Annotated in this window: 19 protein-coding genes; 5 read left to right on the top strand and 14 right to left on the bottom strand. The window is 57.0% G+C overall.

From position 1 onward, the window contains the following. Positions 1 to 116: 116 nt before the first annotated feature. The 7 genes from HBN63_RS13830 to HBN63_RS13800 form a co-directional block, all read right to left on the bottom strand. Positions 117 to 1,079, bottom strand: coding sequence for a hypothetical protein (locus tag HBN63_RS13830; protein ID WP_170049821.1), 963 nt, complete (start codon positions 1,077 to 1,079; stop codon positions 117 to 119). Beyond that, the gene (locus tag HBN63_RS13825; RefSeq protein ID WP_143003808.1) at positions 1,080 to 2,684 is read right to left on the bottom strand and encodes a site-specific integrase; all 1,605 of its coding nucleotides are present in this window, start codon (positions 2,682 to 2,684) and stop codon (positions 1,080 to 1,082) included. It lies immediately after the preceding gene. Next, positions 2,685 to 3,902, bottom strand: a complete 1,218-nt coding sequence (locus HBN63_RS13820) for a tyrosine-type recombinase/integrase (protein ID WP_143003809.1) — start codon at positions 3,900 to 3,902, stop codon at positions 2,685 to 2,687. It lies immediately after the preceding gene. Between the two features lie 212 nt (positions 3,903 to 4,114). Then, entirely contained in the window at positions 4,115 to 4,387 is a 273-nt protein-coding gene (locus tag HBN63_RS13815) for an HU family DNA-binding protein (protein WP_170049820.1), read from the bottom strand. 186 nt (positions 4,388 to 4,573) lie between these two features. Then, entirely contained in the window at positions 4,574 to 5,722 is a 1,149-nt protein-coding gene (locus HBN63_RS13810) for an FAD-dependent oxidoreductase (RefSeq protein ID WP_170049819.1), read from the bottom strand. 63 nt (positions 5,723 to 5,785) lie between these two features. After that, a complete protein-coding gene (locus tag HBN63_RS13805) occupies positions 5,786 to 5,953 on the bottom strand; it encodes a rubredoxin (protein ID WP_160086046.1) in 168 nt (55 codons plus the stop codon). Positions 5,954 to 6,050: 97 nt separating this feature from the next. Beyond that, a complete protein-coding gene (locus HBN63_RS13800; RefSeq protein WP_090250760.1) occupies positions 6,051 to 6,218 on the bottom strand; it encodes a rubredoxin in 168 nt (55 codons plus the stop codon). Positions 6,219 to 6,432: 214 nt separating this feature from the next. On the opposite strand from HBN63_RS13800, the gene HBN63_RS13795 reads away from it, so the two are divergent. From HBN63_RS13795 to HBN63_RS13775, 5 genes are all read left to right on the top strand, one after another. Then, a complete protein-coding gene (locus HBN63_RS13795) occupies positions 6,433 to 6,987 on the top strand; it encodes a chorismate lyase (RefSeq protein WP_170049818.1) in 555 nt (184 codons plus the stop codon). A 111-nt stretch (positions 6,988 to 7,098) separates the two neighbouring features. Then, positions 7,099 to 7,992 carry a 4-hydroxybenzoate octaprenyltransferase gene (gene ubiA, locus HBN63_RS13790; RefSeq protein WP_170049817.1) on the top strand — a complete coding sequence of 298 codons (894 nt, stop codon included), beginning with the start codon at positions 7,099 to 7,101 and terminating at the stop codon, positions 7,990 to 7,992. Between the two features lie 91 nt (positions 7,993 to 8,083). Beyond that, positions 8,084 to 8,773: a phosphate regulon transcriptional regulator PhoB gene (phoB, locus tag HBN63_RS13785; protein ID WP_090250769.1), complete on the top strand. Its 690-nt coding sequence runs from the start codon at positions 8,084 to 8,086 to the stop codon at positions 8,771 to 8,773. Between the two features lie 69 nt (positions 8,774 to 8,842). Continuing rightward, positions 8,843 to 10,150 carry a phosphate regulon sensor histidine kinase PhoR gene (gene phoR, locus HBN63_RS13780; RefSeq protein WP_160086052.1) on the top strand — a complete coding sequence of 436 codons (1,308 nt, stop codon included), beginning with the start codon at positions 8,843 to 8,845 and terminating at the stop codon, positions 10,148 to 10,150. Between the two features lie 69 nt (positions 10,151 to 10,219). Beyond that, positions 10,220 to 11,560 (top strand): hemolysin family protein, encoded by a 1,341-nt coding sequence (locus HBN63_RS13775; RefSeq protein ID WP_170049816.1) that lies wholly within the window; start codon positions 10,220 to 10,222, stop codon positions 11,558 to 11,560. A gap of 253 nt (positions 11,561 to 11,813) precedes the next feature. Here HBN63_RS13775 and HBN63_RS13770 read toward each other — a convergent pair whose 3' ends face one another. The 7 genes from HBN63_RS13770 to HBN63_RS13740 all read right to left on the bottom strand — a co-directional run bounded on the left by HBN63_RS13770 (position 11,814) and on the right by HBN63_RS13740 (position 20,678). After that, a complete protein-coding gene (locus tag HBN63_RS13770; protein ID WP_170049815.1) occupies positions 11,814 to 12,710 on the bottom strand; it encodes a peptidoglycan DD-metalloendopeptidase family protein in 897 nt (298 codons plus the stop codon). Positions 12,711 to 12,831: 121 nt separating this feature from the next. Then, positions 12,832 to 13,734 (bottom strand): response regulator, encoded by a 903-nt coding sequence (locus HBN63_RS13765; RefSeq protein ID WP_160086058.1) that lies wholly within the window; start codon positions 13,732 to 13,734, stop codon positions 12,832 to 12,834. 132 nt (positions 13,735 to 13,866) lie between these two features. Next, positions 13,867 to 14,598: a phosphate signaling complex protein PhoU gene (phoU, locus tag HBN63_RS13760; RefSeq protein WP_160086060.1), complete on the bottom strand. Its 732-nt coding sequence runs from the start codon at positions 14,596 to 14,598 to the stop codon at positions 13,867 to 13,869. A gap of 53 nt (positions 14,599 to 14,651) precedes the next feature. Next, positions 14,652 to 15,485 carry a phosphate ABC transporter ATP-binding protein PstB gene (pstB, locus tag HBN63_RS13755; RefSeq protein WP_090250782.1) on the bottom strand — a complete coding sequence of 278 codons (834 nt, stop codon included), beginning with the start codon at positions 15,483 to 15,485 and terminating at the stop codon, positions 14,652 to 14,654. A 63-nt stretch (positions 15,486 to 15,548) separates the two neighbouring features. Then, positions 15,549 to 17,225 (bottom strand): phosphate ABC transporter permease PstA, encoded by a 1,677-nt coding sequence (pstA, locus tag HBN63_RS13750; RefSeq protein WP_167144008.1) that lies wholly within the window; start codon positions 17,223 to 17,225, stop codon positions 15,549 to 15,551. A gap of 15 nt (positions 17,226 to 17,240) precedes the next feature. Then, positions 17,241 to 19,526 (bottom strand): ABC transporter permease subunit, encoded by a 2,286-nt coding sequence (locus HBN63_RS13745; protein WP_160086062.1) that lies wholly within the window; start codon positions 19,524 to 19,526, stop codon positions 17,241 to 17,243. 180 nt (positions 19,527 to 19,706) lie between these two features. Beyond that, positions 19,707 to 20,678: a phosphate ABC transporter substrate-binding protein PstS family protein gene (locus HBN63_RS13740; RefSeq protein ID WP_160086064.1), complete on the bottom strand. Its 972-nt coding sequence runs from the start codon at positions 20,676 to 20,678 to the stop codon at positions 19,707 to 19,709. Positions 20,679 to 20,814 lie beyond the last annotated feature (136 nt).

The raw sequence follows: 20,814 nt of genomic DNA, 5'->3' as shown, positions 1-20,814 counted from the left end.
TCTTTGCGGGTCTGTTTGCGCTTACCGGCATACTCGGCGTCGGCGAAGGTCATCTGCTTCATTGGAAAACTCGGCGGGTGGAATCCGGGCATTTTGCCAAAATCAGGAAGTCTTCTTCAGAGTTTCCCTAGGGCAGATTCAACATGCCGACCAATTGCTTCTATTCTTCCCTGAAAGCGATAATCGAGAGTCTCGGCATAGGAACCATCTTCAATGCTCAAAGCCCTTTTTCTGTAGGGTTCGCAGATGGCATCAATTCGGAGAACCGCTTCACAGAGGGCGGCTCTCCAGATCGTAGGGACATACCTAGCGATTGGCTCCGCACCTTTTTCTGTCCATACTCGACAATATAACTCACCGTTTATTGTAGCTAAGCAGTTCTTAGGTAACCGCAGGACCTCCCCGATTCTTAGGCCTAATCCATATTGAAATGCCTGAGTCAGAACCGACAACATATCCATCTGAGCACGAAAGCTGCCATCCCACTGGTCTTGCACTGCCCACTTCAACGCTATGATTGCTTTGACCAATTCTGGAAGCGGCAGTTTATCTCCAAGGGCAACACGGCCATACTTATCTTTCTCTTGAAGATCCTGCGTACCGATGAGGTCAAAATTGCTAACGGCCAAGGAAGAATTAAAGATGAATCTGATAAAATAATTTAGCGATCTACATGCACTAGCAGGTGATTTATAGCGTGTTTTAATGTATTTAAAAGTTGTCATGTAGGAAGATTGATCAAGCCCTCTAAGGTTAACAACACCCTGGGCAGCCATATACTTTATCGCAGCCGATAAGTCCATAACTCGACCGACTGATACCATCTTGTGGTCCGCCCTTCTGTCCCAGAGATAACTTACCAAGAAGACCTTATTAAGCAACATTAACTCTGCATTAGTTTCTCCACGAGCCAGCAAATAAATATTATGCCTTCCGTTATATAACCAAGATAAATCCTCCCACTTTGACCCATTGAAACAACTGAGTTTTGAGAATCTCTGCTCGGCTTTGCTGGCAAGGCGGCTTAGCTTAATCCGAAGCTCCTCATGCAAAATATCCTGTGCCATTATATTTTGCACTCAGACTTCCTTCACATTAATTAGAACCACGTCCTGCCCTTCAGAGTAGGCGATTGCAGCACGGCAACCAGCTATGGCTTGGTCTATAACTGAAACCACATTAGCGGTGCTGACGGTTAGCAAGCGATCTTTTCGCTCTACCAAACCCTCCAAAGCACTTTCATGTGCTACAACATCTTTATTAGGACAAAATCTGTCACACGAATAGCAAGATACCGCCGGTTCCTCGAAGCATATAGATTGAGACGCACACTTTCCTATGACATTGAAATTTCTTGGCTCACATACGTGACTATATATATTATTTACAAGGTCACCTTCTCTCATCCAAGCAGCTGTGAATTGCTTCTGTTCAATGCGACTCAACGTGGCATTTTCTAGAATCTCCCACATTTCATGAGTGAACCTGAAGTAGTGTTTAATGCTATTCGTATCATTGTGATCGAGTAAATCGGCAAGCTCTTCTGGCGAACAACCGGACATTACTGCTTGCGTGCCAACCGTGTAACGAAATCTATATGCACATAAACTGAATTTCTTTCCGGTACGAGGGGATAATGGCAGCCTATGTTCATTTCCCCAAAGGATATAATTAATTTTGCCACTCGACTTTTGGTAGAGTATGGCCCGCTTTGACTCATCTGAGAAATAGTCACTTGACAACCGCTCTGCATCTTCCCAGTAGTGACTTCCTAAGGAATTTCCGTCTCTTTCTAAATCTATCGATTTTGAGTTAATAAGAAGTGGTAGCTCTGCAGGATCAATACCATCGGGATTTTTTGCAGAATCTATGTAAGACTGAATAAGACTTGCAGTTCTTTCCGTGAGTATTCGAGAGCTGAATTGAACTCGCCGATTTCGCGAATCTTGCTTCACACGCGGCACGTTAAGATAATATAATCCGCTCTTACTATCTTTAATAAAATCTTTTCTTTTCAATAAAGAAATTTGTATTGGTCTCAACCCAAAACACAAACACAGATCTAACACCAAGCGAAATTCCAACGGAAGTGCCTGGTTATTAACCTGACCTGACAGTACGGAAACTTCCTCTCTAGTAAATGGTCCTCTGGCATCATCCATTACAAATAGAGCTAAATAGGCATTTTCTTTACCTGAATAATTTCGAAGCTTATGGAAATCCTCATACACTTCAAGTGAAAGATCTTCATAGCCGCAAAGCAATAGAAACTTCAAAAATTCCTTACAAGCAGAGATATATGCTGCCTTTTCTTTATTTTCAAGCACAGAAAGACTTTCCAAGAAGTCGTTGATATGAACTCCTTTGGACATCTCACGGGCAAACAAATCAAGAAATTTATATTTAATTCTAACAGTTGAAGCGTGATATCTCTCCAAGATATATCTTAGATAACTCCTCGCAATCTCTCTTAACTCAAAATCCAACAGATTAAGATACTGTGATGTAAGATAAACAAACTCACCCGTATCATCCGGCAATTTTATTGCAGATCGAAAGCCACCATACTCATCAAATAATTCGATGTCATAGCCCAATCGACTTTTTACAAAAGTGCCTCCCGGCAAAAAATATGAATGTTCATCGTTGCCGGACAACACCCTCTGAATCTGGAGTTCTTTCATTTAATCAACCAGTTGTGGCTTAAGGGCTTCTTGCTGGAGTAGGGCTTGTAACTCGGCAACTTTGGCTTGTATCGATCCTTTAGCATAATGCTCAGGCATATTACTATTCTTAGCCCAACCGCCTGCCGCTTCCTGAATAGGTGCTTTTAAAATCTTACGACTTAAACCACTTTCACCCTTAAACTTTCTATCCAGTGCCTGATTCAAAAGATCATGAAACGTATTGCGAAGGCGATGGGGGCTGAGAAGACCCACAAACTCTGGATATTGTTTTATAAGTTCATTCAGGATTGAATTAGGAGTCTGCACTGAAAGAGGACGCCCATCCCGGTAAGACAGGAAGACATAGCTTGTTGACTGCCAGCCGATGAATTCTTTTCTGACATTCACAATGTAGTGTTCAACTAATGCGGCCAGTTGATCATGCAACACCACCTGCCGGCCGAGTGTTTTAACTGAGGGGGACTCAGCGCGAGGATAATCAATCACATCTTTGTTCTTGACGATGTCGTAATATTTTCGCATTCCTGTAAGCTGGAAATTATTCAGCTTCAACAGTAACGTCTCACCTTTACGATTTCCGCCCAACATCAATAGAAGCAGGAGAATATAATTTCTCCATCGCACCTTATAAATCTTCCAAGGATTTAAATTATTGCTCTCATCAGGGTCAATAATAGCAATGAACTTAGCCTGAAGCGCAGGAGTAAGGCCGATCCTGTCTTTTTTATCGCCCCTGTAAGGGGCTTTCATATACAACTTGAAGCCGGCAGTCATCCTCTCATACGAACGCTTAGCAATTTTAAGTTGCTCCAAGTTTCGAGCGCACCGCCCCTCATAGAACAGCCATAGGTAATCTATAAATTTTTTAGCGCCTCGCATGCGGGCACCATACCAATTCGGATTAACCTGCTCGCCGCTCTGCTGAGCAAAGCCGCAATACGATGAGAAAGACTCAATTTCACCGATAGTAAGCGGATTAAGATTTGCGATGCGCTCAATCAAATCTACTTTTTGAATTTCACAGAACCGATATAGGATCAGAATTGAACTCTGATCAACTCGTATGGTATTTGGCTTCGAGCCATTGTCGAATCGTTGCAAAGCATACGCGCCGGCAAATATATCAACCTGGCTACTTTCAGTTACTAACTTTAGTTTTATACCGCCCAATTTATCGAAGACGACGGTAGTGAGCGAAAAGACTGAATTCTTCAAATGAAACACCGCGCTTTTTTCACGAGCACGGAAGCCTATAGACAGGCTAAATGGGCGTCAATAATGAAACGCTACTGCTTCAATGCGGTCACTTTTTCTTTTAAATACTTAATGAAACACTGTTTCGATATTTTCACTTACCCCAGATAGTACAAAGCCCCGAATCACGGGGCTTTGCAGAACTTATCCACAGAAAATGAAACACTCTCTGTTTAATTTACAGCATCTTTCAGGGACTTGCCCGGTTTGAAGGCGACGGTGTTGCTGGCCTTGATCTTCACCGGCTCGCCGGTTTGCGGATTTTTACCGGTGCGAGCACCACGGTGGCGTTGCACGAAGGTACCGAAGCCGACCAATGCGACGCTGTCCTTGCGGTTCAGTGCATTGGTGATTTCTTCGAGTACGGCGTTAAGTACACGGTTTGCCTGATCTTTAGTCAGATCCGCCTTATCGGCGATGGCGGCGGCGAGTTCCGGTTTACGCATAAATGCCTCTTTACGGTTTTTTGTTGTTGTGTCCGGGCTGCTCTGCGCGAGCAGATACCAAGGCGCGGCAACAGCTCTAGGCTGCGGCAGACTCAGGGAGGATGGCATGCCATCCAGCCCTGCGCCAGTCTTGTCCGACAGTTAAACCAGGCAATTTTGTGGCATATCCGACAGAACGACCGTCATTCAGGCCAAAAGCGCAGGCAGCAGCTTATTCAACGCCAATTTGTCCTGCACGGCCATACCGGTAAGGGCGTAGCCCAGTAGCGCACCGCTGCTGTCATGGCACAGCACCTTGATGTCGGCGCCGCTGCCTTCAACGCTCCACTCGCCTTGCAGGCCGCGCGGTGGCGGCGAGACCACCAGCGGACAGACCGGAGTTTTTACCGTTACTGGCATCGGCCCGTAGCTGACTGCCGTAGGGGTACCGGCCAAGGTTTGCGCCAGTGCGCGGGCACTGGTCATCAGCGGCATAACGTAGAGCAGGTTGATGCCATCGACCTCGGCGCAATCACCCAGGGCGTAGATATTGGCGTGCGAGGTGCGCAGCTGGCGGTCGACCACAACCCCGCGATTAACCGCCAGCCCAGCCGCTGCCGCCAGCTCGATACGTGGACGCAGGCCCACAGCCGAAAGCACCAGATCGCACTCAATCAGCGTGCCGTCGGACAGGTGCGCTTCCAGTGCATCACCTTTGTGATTGAGGCTGGCCAACACCGGCCCGAGGTGAAAGCACGCGCCCAGCCCTTCCAGGCCCGCTTGAACTGCGGCGGCGGCCGCCGGGTGCAACAGACCGGGCATCACCTGTTCGCAGGGTGCGACCAGTTCGACCTGGTAGCCGCCCAGGCTCAGATCATTGGCAAACTCGCAGCCAATCAGCCCGGCACCCAACAGCAGAATCCGCTGCTTACCGGCTGCGGCCGTGCGAAAGCGTGCGTAGTCCTCCAGATCATTGATCGAGAAGATCCCATCGTCGGCATCACCTTCCACCGGCACACGAATCACCTCGGCGCCCCAGGCCAGGATCAGGTCGCGATAAGGCACAGCCTCTTCGCCAATCCACAGCTGCTTGTGGCCAGGGTCAATGCCGCTGATGCGGGTGTGGGTGCGAATTTCCGCGTTGAGCTGATCCGCCATGGCGCCCGGCTCGGCCATACTCAGGCCATCGGCATCCTTGTTTTTGGCAAAGCCGGTGGAAAGCATCGGTTTGGAATACGAGCGCCCGTCGTCAGCAGTGATCAGCAGCAGCGGGGTCTCGCTGTCCAGCTTGCGGAATTCACGGGCCAGGTTGTAGCCGGCCAAGCCGGTGCCTACGATGACGACAGGTGCACTCATGCTGCATTCCTCACACAGGCCGCGCATTGCGGCGGCCGTAATAGATTTCAGGGCTGACGCGGCTCAGACGATTTCGATCATCTCGAAATCCAGCTTGCCGACGCCGCAATCGGGGCACAACCAATCGGCGGGAATATCTTCCCACGCCGTGCCCGGGGCGATGCCTTCATCGGGCAGGCCGAGGGCTTCGTCATAGATAAAACCGCACACCACACACTGCCACTTGCGCATAACCACCTCGCGCTTACTCAGCTCGTTCGAGGGTTTAGTATGCGCACTCACTAAACAAAACGGCGACCCTTGGGTCGCCGCTTGTCACAGCCTGGACTCAACCGATTTCGATCATTTCGAAATCCAATTTACCCACGCCACAGTCAGGGCACAGCCAGTCTTCCGGGACATCCTGCCAGAGTGTCCCGGCGGCGATACCGTCATCAGGCCAGCCTTGGCTCTCGTCGTAAATCAGTCCACAGACCACACATTGCCACTTCTTCATAACTACCTCAGGTGGATCACACGGCTATTGCGCCGGGGAAACTACCGTATATGCGCAGGTGCGCCAAGCCGCCGGGCGATGAATAGCGCGCCATTGAGACCAACCAAAGTCGGGTTGTGCCCGGCGTAGCGGCCAATCGCCGCGCCTTACGTCATCTATCCAGGCGCAAGGCCCATGCTAGACTCGCGCGCCTCTGCCTACGGTGAAACCGCTCGTGCCCCACACCGCCCTCGCCCATCCGCCGCGTTGGCTGACTGCCAGCCAACTGCACCCTGCGCCCACTGCTGCGGTGCGCGACTGGCTATTCAATGAGGATTCGCTGACGCGGCGGCTCACCGCCCTGTCGGCCGATAGCTTCAGCGTCACCCCGCTGCAGGAAGGCTGGCAGCGCCTGCGTAGCGATGAAAGCAACGCGCTGGGCGTGGTCAACGGCAGCCAGGGCTGGGTGCGCGAGGTGTACCTGCGCGGTCACGGCCAGCCCTGGGTATTTGCCCGCAGCGTGGCAGCCCGCAGCGCATTGGAAGGTTCCGGCCTGGCGCTGGACCAACTTGGCAGCCGCTCGCTGGGAGAGTTGCTGTTCAGCGACCGCGCCTTCGATCGCGGCGAACTGCAGGTATGCCGCTACCCGGCGCAGTGGCTGCCAGCGGAAGCCTGCCGCGAGCGCCTGTGGGCGCGCCGCTCGTGCTTTAGCCGTGGCGCGCTGGGCGTATTGGTGGCCGAGGTGTTCTTACCCGCATTCTGGCAGGCCGCCGAGATCGACACGCCGTAAGGTGGGTGTCGTTTTTACAGCCACCTAACAGCCACCATGCTGGATCGATAAAGCGTGATCCACCCTACGCCCGTCTTATAATCAGCCGCACCTCGCATGGAGACGCGCTCGATGTATACCCGCCTGCTGCATTCACTTAATCGCCTGCACCCACGCGCCTGGGACTTTATCCAGCTGATGCGCCTGGACAAGCCCATCGGCATCTACCTGCTGCTGTGGCCAACGCTGTGGGCGCTGTGGGTTGCTGCCGAAGGCGTGCCGAGCATGAAGAACCTGCTGATTTTCGTGTTCGGGGTGATTCTGATGCGCGCCGCCGGCTGCGTGATCAACGATTACGCCGACCGCAACTTCGACGGCCACGTCAGCCGCACCAAGGCTCGGCCGCTGGCCAGTGGCAGGGTCAAGCCGCGTGAAGCGCTGATCCTATTCGCCGTGCTGGTGGCGCTGAGCTTCGTGCTGGTGCTGTTTACCAACGCCACCACCATCTGGCTGTCGTTCGGCGGCCTGGCTCTGGCCGCCTGCTACCCCTTTATGAAGCGCTACACCTTCTACCCGCAGGTAGTGCTGGGTGCGGCATTCTCCTGGGGCATGCCCATGGCGTTCACTGCCGAAACCGGCAGCCTGCCACCGGAAGCCTGGCTGCTGTATATCGCCAACCTACTATGGACGGTGGCCTACGACACCTACTACGCCATGGCCGATCGCGAGGATGACCTGAAGATCGGCGTACGCTCCACCGCCATTCTGTTTGGCGATGCCGACCGTCTGATCATTGTCATCCTCCAGGGCCTGGCGCTGCTCTGCCTGCTGCTGGCGGCGGCGCGCTTCGAGCTGGGCCTGTACTTCCACCTCGGTCTGCTGGTCGCCGCTGGCTGCTTTGCCTGGGAGTTTCACAAGACCCGCAACCGCAAGCCAATGGCCTGCTTCAATGCCTTTTTGCACAACCATTGGGCGGGCTTGGCGATCTTTATCGGCCTGGTAGTGGACTACGCTGTGCGCGGCTAGAAAGAAGCTTTGCCGCGCGCCTGTCATATCGCTGCAATAATTCCGTTATCTAATGCAGCCCATTACAGCGAGATGACCCGAGGCTTGACCCATGGTTGGCAAGAACATCCTGATCGTCGATGACGAAGCACCGATCCGTGAAATGATCGCCGTGGCCCTGGAAATGGCCGGCTACGAGTGCCTGGAAGCGGAAAATACCCAGCAGGCACACGCCATCATCGTCGACCGTAAACCTGATTTGATTCTGCTCGACTGGATGCTCCCCGGCACCAGCGGCATTGAGCTGGCGCGCCGCCTCAAGCGCGATGAGCTGACCGGCGACATCCCGATCATCATGCTCACGGCCAAAGGCGAAGAGGACAACAAGATCCAGGGCCTGGAAGTCGGCGCCGACGACTACATCACCAAGCCGTTCTCCCCGCGCGAACTGGTCGCCCGCCTGAAAGCCGTGTTGCGCCGCGCTGGACCGACCGACAGTGAAGGGCCGATCGAAGTCGGCGGCCTGCTGCTCGACCCAGTCAGCCACCGCGTCACCATCGACGGTAAACCGGCCGAGATGGGTCCCACCGAATACCGCCTGCTGCAGTTCTTTATGACGCACCAGGAGCGCGCTTACACCCGCGGCCAGCTGCTGGACCAAGTCTGGGGCGGTAACGTGTATGTCGAGGAGCGCACCGTCGACGTGCATATCCGTCGCCTGCGCAAAGCCCTCGGCGAAGCCTACGAAAACCTGGTGCAAACCGTACGCGGCACCGGCTATCGTTTCTCCACCAAGAGCTAACACGGTTAGGATGGCCTGCCGGCGCGATGAGCGCTCGGTGAAAAGGATTGATTGGCGGATGAGCTCGAATTGAATCAAGACTGGCGCGGCCCCCTGATACGTCGCTTGTTGCTCCTGGTCAGTGTCTGCCTGCTGCTGGGGTTGATCACTGGCGAATACGCCTGGGCACTGGTCATTGGCCTGGCCGGCTACCTTGGCTGGCACTTGCAACAACTGCTGCGTCTGCACAAATGGCTGCGCACCCGCCAGGGTGACGAAGCGCCGCCCGATGGCTACGGCCTGTGGGGCGAAGTGTTCGACAGCATCTACCACCTGCAGCGCCGCGACCAGAAAGTCCGTGGCCGCCTGCAGGCAGTGATCGACCGCGTCCAGGAGTCCACCGCTGCGCTTAAAGATGCGGTGATCATGCTCGACCGCGACGGCAACCTGGAATGGTGGAACATCGCCGCCGAGAAACTGCTGGGCCTGAAAACCCCACAGGACAGCGGCCAGCAGATCACCAACCTGGTACGCGACCCGCGCTTTATCGAATATTTCGAGAACCACAATTACAACGAGCCGCTGGAGCTGCCCTCACCAGTCAGCGACCGCCTGCGCCTGCAATTCCATATCACCCAGTACGGCAACCGCGAACACCTAATGCTGGTACGCGACATCACCCGCCTGTTTCAGCTGGAGCAGATGCGTAAGGATTTCGTCGCCAACGTCTCCCACGAGCTGCGCACCCCGCTGACGGTGATCAGCGGCTACCTGGAAACGCTGTTGGATAACGTCGAGGACGTGAATCCGCGCTGGCTGCGCGCCCTGCAGCAGATGCAGCAGCAAGGCGGACGCATGCAGAATCTGCTGAATGATCTGCTGTTGCTGGCCAAGCTGGAAGCCACCGATTACCCCTCGGACAATCAACCAGTGGCCGTCGACCTGCTGCTGCTGAGCATCAAGAACGATGCCCAGGCGCTATCCGGCGAGCGCCACCATCGCATCAGCCTGGAAGCAGACCCGCACCTCAAGCTTAAGGGCAGCGAAACTGAGCTGCGCAGCGCCTTCTCCAACCTGGTGTTCAACGCCGTGAAATACACCCCGGACGAAGGCAGCATCCAGATTCGCTGGTGGGGCGATGAACAGGGCGCGCACCTCAGCGTGCAGGACAGCGGTCTGGGTATCGAGGCCAAGCATCTGCCGCGCCTGACCGAGCGCTTCTACCGGGTCGACTCCAGCCGTGCCAGCAACACCGGTGGCACCGGGCTTGGCCTGGCCATCGTCAAGCATGTGCTACTGCGCCACCGCGCGCGCCTGGATATCGCCAGCACCCTGGGCAAAGGCAGCACCTTCACCTGCCACTTCCCGACGCTGCAAGTGGTACGGCGCGGCCAGTAACCGCGCCCCACTTGCAAAGCCAGCTGTCAGCCCCCACCCTTTAGCGGTCATTCACTACCCGAACCCTCTATGGACCCCTCCACGAGTTACGTCGCCAGCAACTATTTCGCCGATTTCGGCCTCGTTCTATTCGCTCTGTTTCTGGTGCTGCTCAACGGCTTCTTCGTTGCCGCAGAGTTCGCCATCGTCAAACTGCGCGCCACCAAGGTTGACTCCCTGGCGGAAAAAAATGGCTGGCGCGGGCATATTCTGCGCACCGTACACAACCAGCTCGACGCCTACCTCTCAGCCTGTCAGCTGGGTATCACCCTGGCCTCCCTCGGCCTCGGCTGGGTCGGCGAACCGGCCTTTGCCCACCTGCTCGAACCGCTGCTGGCGGGTATCGGTATCGAATCGCCGAAGCTAATACATGGCATCGCCTTCTTTACCGCGTTCTTTATCATTTCCTACCTGCATATCGTGGTCGGCGAGCTAGCCCCCAAGTCCTGGGCTATCCGCAAACCCGAGTTGCTGTCGCTGTGGACGGCCGCGCCGCTGTACATGTTCTACTGGGCCATGTACCCGGCGATCTTTCTGCTCAACGCCAGCGCCAATGCCATTCTGCGCGTGGCCGGCCAGGGCGAGCCGGGTCCGCACCATGAGCACCACTACAGCCGCGACGAACTCAAGCTGATCCTGCATTCCAGCCGCGCCAGCGACCCCAGCGACCAGGATATGCGCGTACTGGCCTCGGCGGTAGAGCTGGGCGAGCTGGAGGTGGTGGACTGGGCCAATTCTCGCGAGGACTTGGTGTCCCTGCCGCTGACAGCCGCATTGGATGAAGTGTTCAGCGTGTTCCGTCGGCACAAGTACAGCCGCTACCCGGTCTACGACGATAACAGTGGCGAGTACGTCGGCGTGCTGCATATCAAGGACCTGCTGCTGCACTTGTCCTTGCTGGAAATGCTGCCCTCGGCACTGAAACTGGCTGACCTGATGCACCCTGTTGAACGCGTCGGCCGGCACATGCCGCTCTCCAGCCTGCTAGAACAATTCCGCATGGGTGGTTCGCACTTCGCCTTAGTCGAAGAAGCCGACGGCAAGGTAATCGGCTACTTGACCATGGAAGACGTACTGGAAGCCCTGGTGGGCGACATTCAGGATGAACATCGCAAAGCCGAACGCGGCATTCTCGCGTACCAGCCGGGGAAGCTGCTGGTACGCGGCGACACGCCACTGGCCAAGGTCGAACGCCTACTCGGCGTCGACCTCGATCACGTCGAAGCGGAAACCCTCGCCGGGCTGATCTACGACACCCTCAAGCGCATGCCTGAAGAAGAGGAAGTACTAGAAGTCGATGGCCTGCGCATCATCGTCAAGAAGATGAAAGGCCCGAAGATCGTGCTGGCCAAGGTGCTTAAGCTGGATTGAGGGACAGACTGCCGTAGAGCGTATTTATGATCTCGCGAGTTAGAGCCCTACAAGGCGTTACGTAGTAACAGCCTTCGGCTGGTCAAAAGGACGAGGAAACGGACTGGGCTCGCACGCGAGTGTACTTTTGTACACGAGCATTACTCATTCCACTCGCCATTCGGGTCGCGCTAAAGCGCGTTAGGCGTAAGCGGCTTGCCGAGCCTGTTTTTAACGCAGTAAGGCCGAAGCGCAGCAGATCGTAAGCAGGTTCTTACTCGCCGCCGACGGCGAAATTAGGCAGGCTGTTGACCGGCTGAGCGAAGTTGAACGGGATCGACTCCAACGCCAAGCCAACGTTGCGCTGCACCACGAAGTGCAGATGCGGCCCGGTGCTATTGCCCGTGTTGCCCGAACGCGCGAGCAGGCTGCCAGCGCGCACACGGGCACCTTCACTGACGGTCACCGACCCCTGCATCAAGTGCAGGTAAACACCCATGGTGCCGTCGTCGTGGAGAATGCGCACATAGTTGCCAGACGGGTTGTTGCCGCGCCCACTTTGCTGATTCTCGGTTTTCACCACGATGCCACCGCGTGCCGCAACAATCGGCGTGCCTTCGGGCATGGCGATATCCATGGCGTAACGGCCTTTGGGGGTGAAGTGGCTGTACTGGCCGTTAGCCCCTTGAGTCAGACGGAACGGCCCACCACGCCACGGCAGTGGGTAGCTTTTCTGCGTCGGCAGCAGGCGCGGATCGCCCATCGCATAACGCAACTTGGGGGTATACCGCATAGGTTTGCTGGCATCACGCGGGGCCAGGGTGGCCAAACGGATATTGCTGCGCGGCGGTAATACCCAGCTAATCGGCTTTTCCGGCACGCCGGTGACGTTATCCGTAGCTTCCAGGCGCAGTTCAATCTGCACCGGGGCGTGCAGGTCGTTGCGCACCAACAGGGTTTCACCGGCCTCGTGTTTCTTGGTCTCCAGCTTTACCTGATTATCCAGGCGCTCAACCATACGGTCGCGAAACACGAACACCTGGGCACCGGGCGCGGCCTGGTCGGTATAGGTGACCACGCCGTTAGCATCGGTGTACTTGTAAATAGTCAACGCCGCTACCTGGCCGGCAAGGGTCAACAAACTGCAGAGAAGTATCAGACGCCCTAGCATAACGACTCGGATCTTATGATTTGTCTGTCCGGGCCAATCAGATTAGCAGCCGAACCCATGCGACGCGAACCGGCGCGCCAGGGTTGTGAGCCATCTCGCATGCACCGGCGGGGTAGCCTGCTCAGGCGCCGGGGCTGAAATGCTTCTGCGCAGTTCCCCGGGCGATCAGCCGGGAGATGTAGTCGAGCTTCTGCGGGTCGCGGTCGACGAATCTGAAGGTCAGTTGCAGCCACTCGCTGTCTGGCTTCGGCTCGAAGGCCGCCACGGCATGCAAGTAGCCGTTGAGCCGAGCGGTTTCCGCCGCGTCGCCCTGCTCCAGATCTAGCACCGCACTGTCGAGCACCTGCGGCAGCTCCTCGGTGCGTTTAACCACCAACAGTGCTTCCTTGAGGCTCAGGGCCTTGATCACGCAGGACATGGTGGCGCCGCCGGGTAACCGCAGTTGGCCCTGCCCGCGCCCGCTGGGTGCGCTGGTAGCAGGTGCCTTGGCGGCGGGTTTGCTGGCAAAGGCAGCAGCGGCTTGCACGGCGGCGGGTTTGACGGTATCGGCTTTACCGCCAGTCAGTGCGGACAACGAATCGTTGGCGAAGGCACCGCTGCTGAGCATTTTCGGTGGGGCACTGGACACCAATGCCTGCAGCTTGCCGGCCCGACTCAGGGCCTTTTTCACCTTGGTGATCAGCTGCTCGTTGGAAAAGGGCTTGCCGATAAAATCGGAAACGCCCGCTTGAATCGCCTGCACCACGTTCTCTTTGTCACCTCGACTGGTGACCATGATAAACGGGACGATCTTCAGAGCATCTTGCTCGCGGCACCAGGTGAGCAGCTCCAGGCCGGACATTTCCGGCATTTCCCAGTCGCACAGAATCAAGTCAACCGGCTGACGCGTCAGCATCTGCAGGGCTTTGCGCCCATTCACGGCTTCCTCGATCTGGATACCTGGAAAGTGGTCGCGCAAACCCTTTTTCACCAAATCACGGATAAAGGTTGCGTCGTCCACTACCAGCACGCTGACTTTGCTCATCGGCCACTCCTGTTCTGATGGCCATAAGCATAGTCACGGCTACTGGCCAAAGGCCAACCGAAATGCACCCAATGTCGCGATCAGGTGCATCTTGGCCATCGGGCAATGCGTTCACTGCCCGCAACAGCCGACTCAGCTGTCCTTCTTGGTGCCCTGCACTTCTTCCTGCATGCGGGTCAGGCCGAGGTGCTTCACGTCGGTGCCGCGCACCAGGTAGATAACCAGTTCGGCGATGTTGCGGGCGTGGTCACCGATGCGCTCCAGCGAGCGCAGCGCCCAGATGATGTTGAGCACGCGTGCGATCGAACGCGGATCTTCCATCATATAAGTGACCAGCTCACGCAGAGCGGTCTTGTATTCGCGGTCGACGGTCTTGTCGTACTGCGCCACAGACAACGCCAGGTCAGCGTCGAAACGGGCAAAGGCGTCCAACGACTCCTGCACCATCTTGCGCACTTGGTCGCCGATATGCCGCACTTCCACGTAGCCACGCGGCGCTTCACCCTCTTCGCACAACAAGATCGCCCGCTTGGCGATTTTGGTGGCTTCGTCGCCGATACGCTCGAGATCGATCACCGATTTGGAGATGCTGATGATCAGGCGCAGGTCGGACGCAGCTGGCTGACGACGCGCCAGAATGCGCACGCATTCTTCGTCGATATTGCGCTCCATCTGGTTGATCTGGTCATCGATCTCGCGCACCTGCTGGGCCAGACCGGAGTCGGCGTCAATCAGTGCGGTAACGGCGTCGTTAACCTGCTTCTCGACCAGGCCGCCCATCGCAAGCAGGTGGCTGCGCACCTCCTCCAGCTCGACGTTGAACTGCTGGGAGATGTGCTGGGTAAGGTTTTCTTTGTTGATCATGTGCAAACCCTTGAATTAACCGAATAGCGTCTCTGCTTAGGATGGGCTTGCCATCAGCCGTAACGACCGGTGATGTAGTCCTCTGTCTGCTTCTTGTCCGGATTGGTGAACAGTGTATCGGTATCACCGAACTCGATCAGTTTGCCCATGTACATAAACGCCGTGTAGTCCGATACCCGCGCAGCCTGCTGCATGTTGTGGGTAACGATGACGATGGTGTACTTGGATTTCAGTTCGTAGATCAGCTCTTCGACTTTCAGCGTGGAGATCGGGTCGAGGGCCGAGCAGGGTTCGTCGAGCAGCAGCACTTCCGGCTGAACTGCCACGGTGCGGGCGATAACCAGACGCTGCTGCTGACCACCGGACAGGCCGAGAGCCGACTCGTGCAGACGGTCTTTGACCTCATCCCACAGTGCTGCGCTTTTCAGTGCCCACTCCACGGCTTCATCGAGCACGCGCTTCTGGTTAATACCCTGGATGCGCAGGCCGTAAACCACGTTCTCGTAGATGCTCTTGGGGAACGGGTTGGGCTTCTGGAACACCATGCCGACGCGGCGACGCAGCTCAGCCACGTCTTCGCCTTTGCGGTAGATGTTCTTACCGTCGAGGTTGATTTCGCCTTCTACGCGGCAGCCGTCAACCAAATCATTCATGCGGTTGAAAGTGCGTAGCAGGGTCGATTTACCGCAACCAGACGGGCCGATAAACGCCGTCACACGCTGATTGGGGATAGTCATCTTGACGTCGAACAGCGCCTGCTTCTCGCCGTAGTACAGGTTCAAACCCGGTACGTCGATGGCCACGCGTTCGTTGGCCATGTTCAAGCCCTGGCGGTCGCGGCCGAGGGCCGCCATGTCGATACCGTGGGTGTGTGCTTCGTGCTGCATGGGATGCTCCCTACGCTAACAAATTCGTTAAGCCGCCACGGCCAGTGGGCCGTGGCGCAATGATTAGTGATCCAGCGCCTTGTACTTCTCACGCAGGTGGTTACGGATATAAACCGCCGCCATGTTCAGCACCACAATGACCAACACCAGCAGCAGCGCAGTGGCATAAACCAGCGGCCGCGCGGCCTCAACGTTGGGGCTCTGGAAGCCGACGTCGTAGATGTGGAAGCCCAGGTGCATGATCTTCTGATCGAGGTGCAGGTACGGGTAGTTGCCATCCACCGGCAGGCTCGGGGCCAGCTTGACCACGCCCACCAGCATCAGCGGCGCCACTTCACCGGCGGCGCGGGCCACAGCGAGAATCAGGCCGGTCATCATGGCCGGGCTGGCCATTGGCAGCACCACGCGCCAGAGGGTTTCCACCTTGGTTGCGCCAAGAGCCAGGGAGCCTTCACGTACGGCACGCGGAATACGCGCCAGACCTTCTTCGGTGGCCACAATCACCACCGGCAGGGTGAGGATCGCCAGGGTCAGCGAAGCCCACAGCAGACCCGGCGTACCAAAGGTCGGCGCCGGCGCGGCTTCGGGGAAGAACATACGGTCCAGCGAGCCACCCAGCACGTAGACGAAGAAGCCCAGGCCGAACACCCCGTAAACGATGGCCGGAACGCCCGCCAAGTTGTTTACCGCGATACGGATCACCCGGGTCAGCGGGCCCTGCTTGGCATACTCACGCAGGTAAATGGCCGCCACCACGCCAAACGGCGTCACGATCACAGCCATGATCAGGGTCATCATCACGGTGCCGAAAATCGCCGGGAAGATGCCACCTTCAGTGTTGGCTTCACGCGGGTCGTCGCTGACGAATTCCCACAGCTTGGCAAAGTAGAAGCCGAGCTTTTCACCCAGGCCCATGGCATTCGGCTGGAACGCGCGCACCACCTTGCCCATGCTGATGGTCACTTCGCGGCCATCAACGGTTTTCAGCGTGACGCTGTCGCGATTGAACGCCTGATTAAGGGCGATCAGCTCGGTTTCCAGCACCTTGTACTCGGCATCCCACTGCGCGCGCTCGGCGTCCAGTTCAGCCTGGGCAACATCGTCCAGTTTGCCCTGCAGCTCCAGCTTGCGGGTTTGCAGACGGATGCGCTCCAAGCCGGCGTTGATCCGCCCGATGTCCTTCTTCTCCAGGCGCACCAGCTGTGTGTGCAACTGCTCAACACGCTCAATACGCTCCTGCAGCGCCGGCCAGCTGGCATCACCCTCGGCGACCAACACGCCGGCTTCCTTGACGTTGACCAGGTAGCCGTAGAAGTTGCCCCACTCGCGGCGCTCCAGCGCCGTGAGGTTTTCCGGAGTACGTAGGTTGCTCAGCCATTCGCCGACCACCCAGGTGAAGTCCGCGCCATACACATCGCGGTTACCCACCTTGAACAGCTCGCGGGTCATGAATTCGCCGCCTTCAGCCTCCACCGGCAAACCGGAAGCAGCCAGACGGGCACGCGGCACTTCTTCGATCTGGGTGATCTCGCCGGCCATCACCCGGGCTTCCTGACCAGGGATCTGGTAGTCGGCTTCAACGATATCGGCCGGCCAGAAGTGGCCGAGGCCGCGCACGGCGATCACCATCATCAGGCCAAGGGTCATGATCACGGCGATCGACACTGCACCGGCGTTCATCCAGATCCACGGCGTACCGCTCTTGAACCAGGTTTTCAGGTTGTTCTGTTTCACGGACATATACCTTCCCAAGCCTTAGAGCGAGGCGTACTTGACGCGCAGACGCTGGCGCACCAGCTCCGCCAGGGTGTTCATGACAAAGGTGAAAGCCAGCAGCACCAATGCCGAGAGGAACAGCACGCGGTAGTGAGTACCACCGACTTCCGACTCGGGCATTTCTACCGCCACGTTGGCGGCCAGGGTGCGCAAGCCTTCGAAAATGTTCATGTCCATGATCGCGGTGTTACCGGTGGCCATCAGCACGATCATGGTTTCACCAACGGCGCGACCCATGCCGATCATCACCGCCGAGAAGATGCCTGGGCTGGCAGTGAGAATCACCACGCGGGTCAGGGTCTGCCACGGCGTGGCACCGAGGGCCAGGGAGCCGAACGTCAGGCTCTTCGGCACGCTGAATACGGCGTCTTCGGCAATCGAGTAGATGGTCGGGATCACCGCAAAGCCCATGGCCAGGCCGACTACCAGGGCGTTGCGCTGGTCGAACGGAATGCCCAGGTCATTGCTCAACCACATACGCATATTGCCGTCGAACAGCCAGTTCTCCACGTGACCGCTCATGGCCAGCGACACATAGCCCACCAGCAGGATTACCGGGATCAGCATCGCCGACTCCCAGCCATCCGGCACGCTCAGGCGGATCGACTCTGGCAGACGGCTCCACAGGTAACCGGCCAGCAGAATGCCGATCGGGGTAAAGATCAGCAGGCTGAAGATGCCCGGCAGATGGCCTTCCACATAAGGTGCGAGGAACAGGCCGGCAAAGAAGCCGAGAATCACCGTTGGCAGCGCTTCCATCAGCTCGATCACCGGCTTGACCTTGCGACGCAGCGCCGGGGCCATGAAGTAGGCGGTGTACAGCGCAGCCGCGATGGCCAGCGGAGCCGCCAGGAGCATGGCGTAGAACGCGGCTTTCAGCGTACCGAAGGCCAGCGGCGCGAGGCTCAGCTTGGGTTCGTTGTCGGTGCTGGCGGACGTCGACTGCCAGACGTGGCCGGGCGCGTCATAGTTTTCGTACCAGACCTTGCCCCACAGCGAGCTCCAGGAGATTTCCGGGTGCGGGTTGTCGATGATCAAGCGCTGCAGCTGGCCATCGCTCTCCACCAACACGCGGTTGGCGCGCGGCGACAGAGCAGCCAGGGCCTTACCATCCGCAACGGGCTCAACCAGCAGGGTGCGGTGCGCGGTACTGTGGAAGATGCCCAGGTTGCCTTTGGCGTCCAGGGCAAAGAAGCCCTTGCGGCGCTCTTCCGGGAGAATCTGGATAATCGGGCTATCGGCCAGCTGGAAGCTGCGAATCGACTTCAGCACGGCCTTGCCGTCTGCTTCGCGCACCATAAACCACTGGGCGATGCCGCCGCTGGTGTCACCGATCATCAGCGAGATACCACCGAGCAGCGAGGTGGCGTTGCTGACTTCCAGCTTGCCGTCCTCCAACAGCTTGTAACGACCGTTCAGGCTGTTGCTGCGCATATCGAAGACATCGGCCGTGGCGCGGCCGTTGACCACATACAACCACAGGTGGCGCGGGTCGATGATCAGTGCCTTGATCGGCTCGGCAATCTGCGGCAGGGCGACACGCTCTTCACTGAGGGTAACCTCGCCGGTCATCATGTTCTCTTCGCGGCCCAGGCTCAGCACGTGCAGCTCGGTACCGGTGGAACCCGCCAACATCAGCGTGCCGCTGTTCAGGCTGACGCCCATGTGATCCAGCTCGCGGCCCTGAGGGTCGAGCTCAATCGGCGCTTCGCCGAACGGGTACTCAATGCTCGGCGTAATGGTTTGCACATCATTCGGGTAGCTGAGCTTGTAGACATGCTGGAACACCAGCACCTGGCCGTTGGATAGGCCCAGGGCAACGCGGTTGCTACCTGGCTGGTCCTGGCCGACCGAAACAATCCGGGCATCCGCCGGGATAGGCAGTTGCACGCTGTTCAGCGGCTGCATCTTCTTCGCATCGAAGAACTGTACCTTGCCGCTCTGGTCCAGGCGCATTGCCATCTGGTTCTGTTCTTCAAGAGTCAGCAGCAGTGGCGCGGCGGCTTCATTCAACCAGGCAACCTGCACCGGCTTGCGAGTTTCCAGGCTTGCGCCTTGGAACATCGGCAGCACCACGTAGGCCAGATAGAAAAAGATCAGGGTGATGGCACCGAGTACGGCCATACCACCGATGGATACTGCCCAGCGGGCGAAACGATCTTTCAGCGCGCGGATACGCCGCTTGCGCTGCAGGGCCGGGGTGTTGAAGTCCAGCCCGAGGGATTTGGAGGTGGCGGTCATGGTTTCACTAGCCAAGTCATTCATAGGTAAGAGCGTCTCTGCGCAGCCATGAGCGCGCCATAATGAGTTCTGTCGCTATACGAGGCGTTAACTCTAGCCACTCTATGTGACAGAAAAGTTACAGCGCTTTGACAAAGCAACGCCCACCTGTCGTAAACGAAGGTGGGCGTGCGACTTACTTAGGCGTCCTTGCCTGTACCAGGATTACTCCAGGCCCAGTTCCTTCATGGTTTTCGCAGCCACTTTGCTCGGCAGCGGGATGTAGCCGTCTTTCACGACAACTTCCTGGCCTTGCTTGGACAGCACCAGCTTGATGAACTCAGCATCCAGCGGGCTCAGCGGCTTGTTCGGTGCTTTGTTGACGTAAACGTAGAAGAAGCGAGCCAGCGGGAACTTGCCAGCCAGGGCGTTTTCTTCGTTGGCGTCAAAGGCTTCGCCGCCTTTCTTCGACAGTGGCACAGTCTTCACGCTGGAAGTCTTGTAGCCGATGCCCGAGTAACCGATGGCGTTGATGGTGCTGGAGATCGACTGCACCACGGAAGCCGAACCTGGCTGCTCGTTGACGTTAGCTTTGAAGTCACCTTTGCACAGGGCTTCTTCTTTGAAGTAACCGTAAGTGCCGGATACCGAGTTACGACCGAACAGCTGAATCGGCTTGGCAGCCCACTCGCCAGTCATACCCACGTCGCCCCAGGTTTTGATATCGGTAGCGCCACCGCACAGGCGGGTGCTGGAGAAGATCGCGTCGACCTGAGCCATGTCCAGCGACTTGATGGGGTTATCTTTGTGTACGAACACGGCCAGGGCGTCGATAGCCACCGGTACAGCAGTCGGCTTGTAGCCGTATTTCTCTTCGAACGCCTGAATCTCGGCATCCTTCATCGCACGGCTCATCGGGCCCATGCTAGCGGTGCCTTCAGTCAGAGCGGGCGGCGCGGTAGAAGAACCAGCGGCCTGAATCTGGATGTTGACGTTCGGGTATTCTTTTTTGAACTCTTCAGCCCACAGAGTCATCAGGTTGGCCAGGGAGTCGGAACCAACGCTGGACAGGTTGCCCGATACGCCGGAAGTTTTGGTGTAGCTCGGCAGAGCCGGATCGACAGCAGCAACCGCAGTGGCGGTAGCCACGCCAGCGGCGACAAAAGTCATGGCCGCCATCAAACGCTTAAGTTTCATGCCTTACTCCTAGCAAACTAGTGTTGGATTGAACGGGGCCAAGTATCTGTAGGCCGCATGACGACTGTATGTATGCAATGTGACAGTTAGATGAACGCTGCTGAAATTTTGCCGCAGTCGATGCACTGACGCGCTA

Origin of the sequence: Pseudomonas sp. WS 5011, assembly GCF_012985775.1 — a bacterium.
Classification (GTDB): domain Bacteria; phylum Pseudomonadota; class Gammaproteobacteria; order Pseudomonadales; family Pseudomonadaceae; genus Aquipseudomonas; species Aquipseudomonas peli.
Note: the sequence above shows the minus strand (reverse complement) of the source record. Positions and strands in the feature narration are given on the sequence as shown.